The 11034-nt window shown below is 36.9% G+C and carries 10 protein-coding genes; 5 read left to right on the forward strand and 5 right to left on the reverse strand.

The annotated features are described in order from the left end of the window. Positions 1-97 precede the first annotated feature (97 nt). On the reverse strand, positions 98-544 hold the full coding sequence (locus tag FJR08_RS14380) for an SRPBCC family protein (protein WP_168633617.1): 447 nt from the start codon (positions 542-544) through the stop codon (positions 98-100). Positions 545-888: 344 nt separating this feature from the next. On the opposite strand from FJR08_RS14380, the gene FJR08_RS14385 reads away from it, so the two are divergent. From FJR08_RS14385 to FJR08_RS14395, 3 genes are all read left to right on the forward strand, one after another. Next, positions 889-1221 (forward strand): RNA-binding protein, encoded by a 333-nt coding sequence (locus FJR08_RS14385; protein WP_168633618.1) that lies wholly within the window; start codon positions 889-891, stop codon positions 1219-1221. A 198-nt stretch (positions 1222-1419) separates the two neighbouring features. Then, positions 1420-2334 (forward strand): ribonuclease D, encoded by a 915-nt coding sequence (locus FJR08_RS14390; RefSeq protein ID WP_168633619.1) that lies wholly within the window; start codon positions 1420-1422, stop codon positions 2332-2334. 301 nt (positions 2335-2635) lie between these two features. Beyond that, positions 2636-3478, forward strand: a complete 843-nt coding sequence (locus tag FJR08_RS14395; RefSeq protein ID WP_168633620.1) for a tetratricopeptide repeat protein — start codon at positions 2636-2638, stop codon at positions 3476-3478. 220 nt (positions 3479-3698) lie between these two features. Here the strand turns inward: FJR08_RS14395 and FJR08_RS14400 are convergent, their stop codons facing one another. Then, entirely contained in the window at positions 3699-4517 is an 819-nt protein-coding gene (locus FJR08_RS14400; RefSeq protein ID WP_168633651.1) for an Rpn family recombination-promoting nuclease/putative transposase, read from the reverse strand. A gap of 93 nt (positions 4518-4610) precedes the next feature. Next, the gene (locus tag FJR08_RS14405; protein WP_168633621.1) at positions 4611-5978 is read right to left on the reverse strand and encodes a hypothetical protein; all 1368 of its coding nucleotides are present in this window, start codon (positions 5976-5978) and stop codon (positions 4611-4613) included. A 399-nt stretch (positions 5979-6377) separates the two neighbouring features. On the opposite strand from FJR08_RS14405, the gene FJR08_RS14410 reads away from it, so the two are divergent. Next, positions 6378-7886 carry a UbiD family decarboxylase gene (locus FJR08_RS14410; protein WP_168633622.1) on the forward strand — a complete coding sequence of 503 codons (1509 nt, stop codon included), beginning with the start codon at positions 6378-6380 and terminating at the stop codon, positions 7884-7886. Between the two features lie 173 nt (positions 7887-8059). Here the strand turns inward: FJR08_RS14410 and petE are convergent, their stop codons facing one another. Beyond that, entirely contained in the window at positions 8060-8479 is a 420-nt protein-coding gene (gene petE, locus FJR08_RS14415; RefSeq protein WP_015078369.1) for a plastocyanin, read from the reverse strand. 300 nt (positions 8480-8779) lie between these two features. Then, on the reverse strand, positions 8780-9373 hold the full coding sequence (locus FJR08_RS14420) for a thylakoid membrane photosystem I accumulation factor (protein ID WP_015078370.1): 594 nt from the start codon (positions 9371-9373) through the stop codon (positions 8780-8782). Between the two features lie 312 nt (positions 9374-9685). Between FJR08_RS14420 and FJR08_RS14425 the strand changes: the two genes are divergently transcribed. Continuing rightward, the gene (locus FJR08_RS14425; RefSeq protein ID WP_015078371.1) at positions 9686-11029 is read left to right on the forward strand and encodes a Mur ligase family protein; all 1344 of its coding nucleotides are present in this window, start codon (positions 9686-9688) and stop codon (positions 11027-11029) included. Positions 11030-11034: the final 5 nt, after the last annotated feature.

Here is an 11034-nt window from a genome sequence, read left to right on the forward strand (position 1 = left end):
TGTTGCTCCTGTTGCTTTAAGCGCTCCTGCAATCAACGGTTAATAAGTTTAGTTACATAGAAAACGCTCTCCAATCATGGGGGGCGTTTTTTTGTATTCATTTTTCACATTCGCGTTTAGTCACATAATGCCGATAGCGAAACATTGCTTCTAGCTGTGTTTGCACTAACCAACCACTAATAAATTCTATTCCATCACCACCAGGCATAGAATAAGTAATATTATCGGTTAATCTAGCTTTGCCATTTTCTTCTGTAAACTCATGACGATGTACCCAGGACTCAAAAGGTCCAGATATCTGTTCATCGGTGAACAGACGATATTCTTCATAGTCTGTGTGCCGCGCTAACCAAGTTAAGGGTAAAATACCCAAAAAAAGCCGAAATTCTGTAATTGCACCTGCTGATAGTCCTCCTTCCCGTCTGACTATTTGTACAGGTTGCCAAGGTGGGGTGAGTATTTGGAGTATGTCTGGTCTTTCGTGGAATTTCCAAACTACTTCTATTGGTGCGTTAATAATTGAGGAATGTTTAAAGTGCAACATGAACAAAGAAACCTAAAATTGAGCCTTTAGATTCAGTCTTGATAATTTTATCAGAAAATAGGCTAAAACGCCCGAATTAACCCCTAAAAATCCTTAAACTAAGTATAACGAGAGAATGCCATAAAAAGCTGATGCTGCCATTGCTAATTAAGGTATAAAAAAATATTTTATAAACTTTTTGAATTTACTGCCTAGATATCTATTTTCTATGCCATAATGGGAGTCGAGAAGTAATTCGGTGGACCTCGTTTGTTTTTAGTATTGATAGGCTTTTTCCCTTTGGTATTTACAGACTTTTCTCCGAAATCTAAATCTCTACACTCTTATGATTTTGGAGAAAATCTATGTCAATTTATGTAGGCAACCTCTCTTATGAAGTTACCCAAGAAGGCTTAAGCGAAATCTTTAAGGAGTATGGCACTGTAAAGCGTGTTCAGCTACCTACCGACCGAGAAACTGGTAAAGTTCGCGGTTTCGGTTTCGTGGAAATGGAATCAGATGCAGAAGAAGAAAAAGCCATTGAAGCCCTTGATGGTGCTGAATGGATGGGACGTGATTTAAAAGTGAACAAAGCTAAACCCAGAGAAGAACGTAGTTCTTTTGGTGGTGGAAACCGTAGCGGCGGTGGTGGCCGTAGCGGCGGCTATGGCGGTGGCGGCGGTGGAAACCGTTACTAATATCCATAGACCAAAGCTTAACAAATATCCGCCTCTAGGATAATTAGGTTGAATAAAAGTTCAGGAATTAATACCTGAGCTTTTTTTAATGGAAAATTTTCTATAAAAATAATGATGATGTAGCACTTGCCAGCATGATTAGTCATAAAATGTTACTTTGGGAAGCGATAACTAATTTACACTTCCTGACATTTACCAATGCCTTATCTTACTGCTGCGAGGGAAATTCGTTCCTTAATTACTGAATATACCACAGCTAAAACTTTGTGGATAGATACAGAAGTTGCTGATTATAAAACTCGTAATCCAAGATTATCACTGATTCAGGTGTTGGCTAATCCTGAAGATATGACTGGTAATAGTGTTTATTTATTAGATGTTCTCGATAAATCAGATGTAATTTCTGATTTTGTGGAGAGGATTATGGTTAATGATGCTATTGAAAAAGTTTTTCATAATGCTGGTTATGACGTGAAATATTTGGGAGCTAAAAAAGCCAAAAATATTACTTGTACTTTGGAAATGGCGAAGAAAATTCCCGTCTATTTACTACCATTACCTAATTATCAATTGAAAACCCTAGCTACTAAACTTTGTAATTTTCATGATATTAATAAACAAGAGCAAACGAGCGATTGGGGAAAAAGACCATTAACTGAAGAACAAATAGAATATGCTTATCTTGATTGTATTTATTTAGCTCAAGTACATTTACGATTATTAGAATTAGAGGCAAACTTAAAGATAGATCCAATTAGGGAAGATCTAAGTTTATTGACTGCTAGATATATAGAAATTGAACAGCAACAAAAAATACTCAAATCAGAATTTGAGCATTTACAAGAACGGGTAAAACAAGCGATGTTAGTCCAGAATATTTCTGAAACATCATCTTGTAAACTTACAAGTTATGAGCGAAAAACTATCAAGACTCAGTTTCAGGAATTGGTAGATTTGGTAGAAAATCAAGGTGTTGATTTAGATTTTACAATTACTCTAACCGAAGATATTCGCAAAAATTTGGGGGTAAATTTGGAAAAATTGACTGTAAATGTTGATATAAATACTTATTGGAAAATAACGCCTAAAAATCAAGAAGGTGAGGAATACTGAGAAACTCTGTGAACTAGTTTTGAGTCTATTTCCTGATACTGGTATGGAAATTTTTCTCAAATTGCTAACAAAATTAACAGAATTATCAACGGTGGTCTAGTAATAATACAAATATAGCTATCAGGGATTTTTTTAGTATTTAGTAATATGCGGTGATTGGCTGGATAAATTTATTTATTTCCGATAACTTCAGGGAATTTTATCATTTGAATTGAATATTAATCAAAAAGCGAGAGTATTTCCTAAGTAAGCAATTTAGTGAATGATTTACTCCAGGTATAATGGCGATTTATAGTAAATTATGAAATGGCAGTTATTGAGACACAAACACAGAGAAGTAAACAGAGCATTCACTATAGCGATGGTTACTATTTTTAGCGGGATTATTTGCGTTTCTTGTAGTAATAATCAAGATGTTTTGGTGACAGAAAGAGGAGCAAGTCCCCCAAATCCACAGATAGGGAGAACCTCTAAAGCTGGGGAATTTTATGTTCAGGGACAAACTCAACATCTTAAAGGTAATTACCAAGCGGCTATTGCTGCCTATAGTAAATCAATTAGTCTGAATCCTCAATATGCACCAGCATTTAAAGGTCGGGGTTTGGTTTATTTTGATACTGGTAATAAAGAGGGAGCGATCGCGGATTATAATCAGGCATTGGGTCTAAATTCTCAGGATGCGGAAGCGTACAATAATCGTGCTAATGCTTTTGTATCTATAGGAGACTACAGAAGAGCGATTGCGGATTATAATCAAGCAATTAGTATTGCGCCTAAATATGCCGAAGTTTACAATAATCGAGGTAACGCCCGTGCAAACCAAGGTGATAAGAATGCGGCGTTAGAGGACTACACTCAAGCAATTCGGATCAATAAAGAATATGCTGTAGCTTATAATAATCGTGGTAATGCTTACGCATCAAGAGGAGAACCACAAAAAGCAATATCGGATTATAATGAAGCAGTTCGCATTAATCCTAACTTCGGTGCTGCTTTCAATAATCGAGGTAATGCCTATGCTGCAATTGGTGATAAACGGGGAGCATTAAAAGATTTACAACGGGCAGCAGCGATTTTTGATCAGGAAGGAAATAAGGATTTATATCAACAAGCGATGAAAAATATTGAGGAATTGGGGAAGTAATTGATAGTATCTTATTTAAGTATTCCCCATCAAGAGGCAAAAATCTCAAATATCTACTGAATTTCACTGTGTTTTTGGCTTGTGGTTAGGTTTGGCTGTAGCCTAGTTCGTAAATAGTTGAAACTAACGATTAAATTTTTATATTAAATATCCCCGACTTGTGCTAAAAATCAGGGATATTATTTTTATGAAAATTGAAACCAAAAACATCGAAGTTACTTTAGTTAGAAGTAGGATTTTTTATCTCTCTTTCTAAAGCTTGAACTTGTTCCAGAGATAATTCCGTAACTTCAGAAATTTGTTCTAAACTCATACCAATTCGCAACAAATTTAAAGCTAACTTTTTGGTTGCTTCTGCTATTCCTTCAGCTTTACCTTTAGCTTCACCTTTTGCAATACCTTTAGCTTCACCTTCTTCGAGAATTTCTTGATATATCACTGATTCTCGCATAATCTCACTCCTGAAAATCTTCCTAATTACATCTTTTTTTAACACAAGACCGGCTAAAACTGCACTAGCAGCAGCTATATTCCCTTGTATCTTTTGATCTGTAATGGCTGCTACTGCTTCTCCTACTTGGCTTAATACCATTTTAGGATCTTTTGTCTGACTTAGCACTGCAAAAGGTAATAAACCTGGAACTGTCATAAACTGTTCGGTTGGTTGTTCCCAAAGTCTAATTATCTCAAATTGATGGTAAGTGTTGTTTAATTTAAAACTATTTTCACTTACTAAGTCAGAACTTGTTTTTCGCAGATAGATGACTACTTGACGCATTTCTTTTTGAGGAAACCGACGATATACCCTAACTCGATAATCTAACATCCTAAAGGGCATATCTTCATCAGTATCGGTTTGAAATTCTGTATGTAGAACTAATTGATCTGATTGTAATAATATTAATGAATCTGCTCTAATTGGATCATTTGATAATTCCGTGGGACTAAGTTCTGTTAATTTAATTGGTGAACCTAGTAACCATGTCGCTATGTCATCTTTGTAATTTTCGGCAATGAATTTACAGATATTGTCATAAATGAGAGATTGTTGAAAATAGCAAGTCTTGATATTGTACCATATCAACCGCCAAAAATATTAGGGTTTAGCAATGCTAAACCCCTACAAAATTAACTAACTAATAGCTAATGACTTCTTACTGTAATATTCGGTTTGCGGGTAAACGCTAATAATGGTATTTCCAACTTCAAAAAATGTCCCGGCTTGTTCATGTTTAGAAAATTGCAAATGGGGATATTTAGCGGCTAATTCATCAGCAGTCATGGCTTTAGCTGATATTTTATTTGGTAAAAGTCCTGTTACACCAATGTAAAATACCATAGGGGAAATATTTTCTTGGTAAGTTTGCTCAACATAAGCTGCTAATTTTTGGTAAGCTGTCGTCATAGCTGTAATCAAATCTTCTCCATTGACAGATTTGCCAGCGTGTTGAGCATATAATAGCAACGCTAAACGATGATTACCAACTTTATGGAGAATTTCCCCTACTTTACCATTGATATTAATTCCCAGAAAGTCGTCAAAAATGGGTTTCATCAAATCATCAACTTTAGTCAGTTTCATTCTTGCAGAAATGGCTTTTTGTCGAAAAGCAATATTTTGATTTAAACCCATCTCTAAAGTTGGTTTAGGGAAAATCTCCCCAGTTTCTTGGTCATAAACCTCATATCTTCGCGCTAAAAATTGATTAGCAGCATATAATTTACTCAAATTGAGAATATCCTGATTACCAAACTCAATTTTATAACTGATATGAGAATCAATTGTATCTGGATATTCCTGAGTTTTAGGAAAATTCAGATAGAGATTTTTTGACAAATAATGTTGTTTTAATTCCTCTACCTGATTACTCACAAATACATCTGATTGATGGCGTAAATAAGCAGACAAAATACTCATGACAACTTTAATTTCTGCTAATTGAGTAAATAACCCATCAATACTAGCAAACTTGATATTAACAGGAACTAATGGTAAATTATCTAACTGAATTATATATTCAGAATTGAAATCAAACTTGTCAGCAATAATTACACCTTTAGCTTGCAATAAATCAAATACTTTCTTGTTACTGATTTTGATATTTAAAGCAGAAACATTAACCTTTCCATCTTTAACAATGGTATATTTATTAAAATTATCCAAATCATGAGCCAGCAAACCCGCAACTTCAATGATATGGGTATTATCTTCAGATTTCACCAGCTTAACCTTCCGGCTTATCAACATATTAATAGTAGCCGTATTGCGATTTATAGCAAATACACCCATTTGCACAAAATCACCAGCATAAACATCCTCAGTTTGTAACCAAGGAGTAATCAAATCACCATCAATATTTCTCGCACCTCTCACCCGTTTAATACCAGTTCGGTGGTAATCTTCCTTTAACTTATGTAAATTCAAAATGATATTTTGACGATATGCCGATAAAATTTGGATAAGTTCTAACAGGGAAATCTGGTGATTTAACTTCGACATAAAACCCCCTAACTTTTATCAGGTAAAAACTCAATTTTCCTCTCCCCGTCTCCCTTAGAGGTTGTTTGAAAAGTATTATATGAAACCCATAATCTCCAAAAACCTAACCCCCCTCCCCCCCTTCCCTACAAGGGAATGGGGGTTTTAAAGCCTCTCCCCTGGTAGGGGAGAGGTTTGGAGAGGGGTCTGTTTACACATTAAAAACTTTTAAAACATCCTCTTAGGGTTCACCAGTCGCCTACGGAGGGAAACCCTTCTACAGCGCTGGTTCACTGCGACTCTGCGTGAGGAAAATCCATATTTCTCTTATTATAGTACATATATACTAAAAAGTCAAATTATCTGAATGAAGACTAAAATAACAATAGCTTTACACTTCTTCATAATTAAAACAAAACAATGGCGAGAGATTTACGAGGATTCATTAAAATTCTAGAAGAAAGAGGACAATTAAAGCGAATTTCGGCTTTAGTTGACCCAGATATGGAAATTGCAGAGATTTCCAACCGAATGCTGCAAAAAGGTGGTCCAGGCTTAATCTTTGAAAACGTCAAAGGTGCATCTTTCCCCGTTGCGGTAAATTTAATGGGGACAGTGGAAAGGATATGCTGGGCTATGAACATGGAAAAACCAGAAGAGTTGGAAACCCTGGGAAAGAAGCTGAGTATGCTTCAGCAACCCAAACCACCCAAAAAGATTTCCCAAGCCATAGATTTTGGTAAAGTGCTGTTTGACGTAATCAAAGCCAAACCGGGAAGGGACTTTTTTCCCCCTTGTCAACAAGTGGTAATTGAAGGGAATGATTTAGATTTAAATAAGTTACCTTTAATACGTCCTTATCCGGGAGATGCCGGAAAGATTATTACGCTAGGATTGGTAATTACCAAGGATTGTGAGACGGGAATCCCTAATGTCGGTGTGTATCGGTTACAGCTACAATCTAATAATACCATGACCGTACACTGGCTATCGGTGCGGGGAGGGGCGAGACACTTGCGGAAAGCGGCAGAACGTGGTAAAAAGTTAGAGATTGCGATCGCTCTGGGTGTTGATCCTTTAATCATTATGGCAGCAGCCACACCCATTCCTGTAGATTTATCAGAGTGGTTATTTGCTGGATTGTATGGCGGTTCGGGAGTCAACTTAGCCAAGTGTAAAACCGTAGATTTGGAAGTTCCCGCAGATTCCGAGTTTGTTTTAGAAGGGACAATTACACCGGGGGAAGTTTTACCCGATGGACCCTTTGGCGACCACATGGGATATTATGGCGGTGTGGAAGATTCGCCTTTGGTGCGGTTTCAGTGCATGACACACCGCAGAGACCCAATTTATCTTACCACATTTAGCGGTTTGCCACCGAAAGAAGAAGCCATGATGGCGATCGCTCTTAATCGGATTTACACCCCCATTTTACGGCAACAGGTCTCAGAAATAGTTGATTTTTTCCTGCCCATGGAAGCGTTAAGTTACAAAGCCGCAATTATTTCCATAGATAAAGCCTATCCTGGACAAGCACGACGAGCAGCTTTAGCGTTTTGGAGTGCGTTACCACAATTTACCTACACTAAATTTGTGATTGTCGTTGATAAAGATATCAATGTTCGTGATCCTCGTCAAGTCGTTTGGGCAATAAGTTCTAAAGTTGATCCTACCAGAGATGTATTTATTTTACCAAATACTCCCTTTGATACTTTAGATTTTGCTAGTGAGAAATTAGGGTTAGGTGGGAGAATGGGCATAGATGCCACTACAAAAATTCCTCCAGAAACAGAACATGAATGGGGTGAACCATTAAAATCAGATATTGATATAGCTGCAATGGTAGAAAGACGCTGGCAAGAATACGGTTTAGCGGATTTACAATTAGGAGAAGTTGATCCGAATTTGTTTGGTTATGATATGAAGTAATACCCACACTTTCCCTTCTCTATCAGGAGGGGAGTATTTTTTTAAAATTGAAAATTTGGAGAACATAACCATTTTATCTACAATTATAAAAGTATTTTTATGTCTTTATTGTCTATCAAAAGGATTGCTTTTACCATCCCCATCTATTCACAGGGATGGTTAATAGCTATATATTAGCCTTCAACAGTGATTTTACCAACCATGCCAGCACCACGGTGGGGTTGGCAATAAAAGGTATAATCACCAGCAGGAGCGTCAGCAGGAAAAGTGGTTGTTTGTTTTTGTCCGGGATTTAGTAATAACTTTGTATGGGATAAAGCTGTCGCTAATGCTTTGTCATGAGCGGGGTTTTTAGCAGAATCAAATACAACGTTGTGGGGAGGAACTTTGTTGTTTATCCATTCAATAGTGTCACCAGGCTTAACAGTCAACTGCTTTGGTTGAAAAGCCAACAAGCCTTTATCACTACCTAGCTTAACTGTATATGTTTCCGCAGATGCAGTGGGGGTAAATACAGCAAAGCTACCGAAAATTACAATAACTGTTAATACAGCTAGGCTTAAGCGTCGCAAAGTTGCTGCGATAGATTTCATGGTTCTCTCCTGTGGAAGTATGTTTATTTTTCTGATCTCATTTTAAATACAATCAATGCCAAATATGACAACCTGTCATATATTTATTTTTCTAAATTTCCTAAAGGTTAGTTTAAATTACCAAAATAGGGTATGCAAATATCTGCGAGAATGACTGCGCTAAAGCAAAGAGTAACGCACTAGTTTCGGTCAAATCAGAATTGCAGGTTACTAAATTTGCGTTCCTTAGAGAGAGTTAGACGTTCCATAGAACCTCTCTACAAGGGTTCTAGGAAACGCACATTTAATTTTTGGAGATATCTATTGATCTTCTAACTGACTACTGAATTCTCTCGGTGAACGTCGTTTTAACTCGACTGACTCAGTGCGGGGTAATAAGTCAAATACTTCTCTCAATTTGTCGTCTATTTCCTCAAAAGGGACTTGACCTTTTTTATTGAAAACTACCTTACCCGACTGGTCAAAAACTACAACTTGAGGCACACTTCCTCCATAATAATATCCTGGTTCTGTGGGTTGATAGGTTTTGTCAGCTAAAAGAGTATCAACGCTGATAGGAATGATTTCTGTTGCGCGGCCATAGAATGCTTGCATTTCGGAAACAACCGGCGCATATTTTTTGCAATCGCTACTGTCATCAGTGTAGAATGTCACTATCGCTGGTTTATGTTCTGCTAATGTCTGAGCTAGTGTTTCTTTGGAAGGAACTAGAGAACCATTACCAGCATAAATTACAAAAATATTGCCATCATATCGGTCATCTTTAATACCTGCTAATGCTGGCTGCATACTAATTACGAATAGACAAACAAGCAGCAATAAGCATTTTGACACTAACTGGCGACCGTTAGTAATTATTTGAGTTTGTAAAAAAAGCCACTTTATGCTATTCATTAACAGAAACCTTGTCTTTGCTACTATTTTTTGTGAGTTTGTGCTGAACTGATGTTAACTGGTTTGGATAATAATCACACCCACGCACTATTTTTTAAGATAACCTTTACTGGTGTTTTCAGAGAAAAAATTATTTGTTAGTGAGACTATACTCATTTTGATGCTATCTTTTCTAATTAGTTAAACTTACACGAAATGAAGATGAAGTTCTATAGAATAAGATTTCTGGAATAATTGACCGCAGATAAACGCAGATAAACGCAGATAAATACGGATGAAATTCTTTTTGCAATTATAGGTTATTTATAAATCATGACTGTAGGTAAGAAAATAAAAGTTATAGATAGACTCCGCTTGGGTTTTGCGGTATCAATGGCCAAAAGTGTCACGTTTTTGGTGAGGTCACTGCGTCTTGGTGCTGCTAGTGTTTTACCCGGTTCGATTGCGCGACGGATAGAACCCCGAATTTTGGAGTTATTGAGTCAGCAAGTGAAAAATGGGATAATTCTCATTGCGGGAACAAATGGGAAGACGACTACTGCTTTACTATTATGCACCATTTTAGAACGGAAGGGCTTTCGGATTGCCCATAATTCTACAGGTGCAAATCTGGAAAATGGGTTAGCAACGGCTTTGATAGATAATGCGAATCTGCTAGGAAACCTGAATGTAGATTATGCAATTTTGGAAGTTGATGAAAATATAGTTCCCAAGGTTTTAAAACCGCTACAACCTCGAATTATTCTTTGTTTAAATCTGTTCCGTGACCAGTTGGATAGATATGGGGAAGTGGATAGTATTAGTAAGCGGTGGACTAAGGTGATTGCTACTTTACCAACAACAACTGTAGTTATTCCCAATGCTGATGATCCGACTTTATCCTATTTGGGTCAACAGTTACCCCAAAAGGTTTTATTCTTTGGTTTAAATGAACCTGAAAATTATTTAGAAGCTATTCCTCATGCTGTGGATTCTATTTATTGTCCTAGCTGTGGTCATGCTTTAGATTATCAAGGGGTTTATTTGTCCCATTTGGGAGATTTTACTTGTCCTAGTTGTGGTTTTACTAAAAGTCAACCCGCATTATTAAGCCAGGAATGGTCACAAATTCTTGTGGGTTTGTACAATAAATATAATACTTTAGCCGCAGCCACAGCAGCAAAAGAATTAGGAGTTGATGAAGTTAGTATTAGAGATGGAATTAATAATTTTCAAGCTGCTTTTGGTCGTGCAGAAGATTTGGTAATTGATGGTAAACGGGTAAGAATTTTATTATCAAAAAACCCTGTAGGAACAAATGAAACTATTCGCGTCGTCACTGAAAGTACCGATAAAACTACTTTATTGGTGTTGAATGACAGAACCCCAGATGGTACTGATGTATCATGGATTTGGGATGTGGATACAGAAAAGTTAGTAGCACGGGGTGGAACGTTGATTGTCAGTGGCGATCGCGTGTATGATATGGCTTTACGTCTGCGTTATAGTCAGGAATCTCTGGACAGTGACATCAATCTGATTGTAGAGTCAAATTTGCAGCAAGCGATCGCTACTGCTCTAGAGCATACACCAGTGAATGAAACTTTACACATTCTCCCCACCTATTCAGCCATGCTAGAAGTCCGAGAAGTATTGACTGGTAGAAAAATCCTCTAATAACT

It is taken from the genome of Dolichospermum sp. UHCC 0260 (genome assembly GCF_009711985.1).
GTDB lineage: Bacteria > Cyanobacteriota > Cyanobacteriia > Cyanobacteriales > Nostocaceae > Dolichospermum > Dolichospermum lemmermannii.

Coding starts and splice junctions, on each gene's coding strand:
- FJR08_RS14390 (WP_168633619.1), top strand. CDS start 1,420: ATGCCTTATCTTACTGCTGCGAGGGAAATTCGTTCCTTAATTACTGAA.
- FJR08_RS14395 (WP_168633620.1), top strand. CDS start 2,636: ATGAAATGGCAGTTATTGAGACACAAACACAGAGAAGTAAACAGAGCA.
- FJR08_RS14405 (WP_168633621.1), bottom strand. CDS start 5,978: ATGTCGAAGTTAAATCACCAGATTTCCCTGTTAGAACTTATCCAAATT.
- petE (WP_015078369.1), bottom strand. CDS start 8,479: ATGAAATCTATCGCAGCAACTTTGCGACGCTTAAGCCTAGCTGTATTA.
- FJR08_RS14420 (WP_015078370.1), bottom strand. CDS start 9,373: ATGAATAGCATAAAGTGGCTTTTTTTACAAACTCAAATAATTACTAAC.
- FJR08_RS14385 (WP_168633618.1), top strand. CDS start 889: ATGTCAATTTATGTAGGCAACCTCTCTTATGAAGTTACCCAAGAAGGC.
- FJR08_RS14425 (WP_015078371.1), top strand. CDS start 9,686: ATGACTGTAGGTAAGAAAATAAAAGTTATAGATAGACTCCGCTTGGGT.
- FJR08_RS14410 (WP_168633622.1), top strand. CDS start 6,378: ATGGCGAGAGATTTACGAGGATTCATTAAAATTCTAGAAGAAAGAGGA.
- FJR08_RS14380 (WP_168633617.1), bottom strand. CDS start 544: ATGTTGCACTTTAAACATTCCTCAATTATTAACGCACCAATAGAAGTA.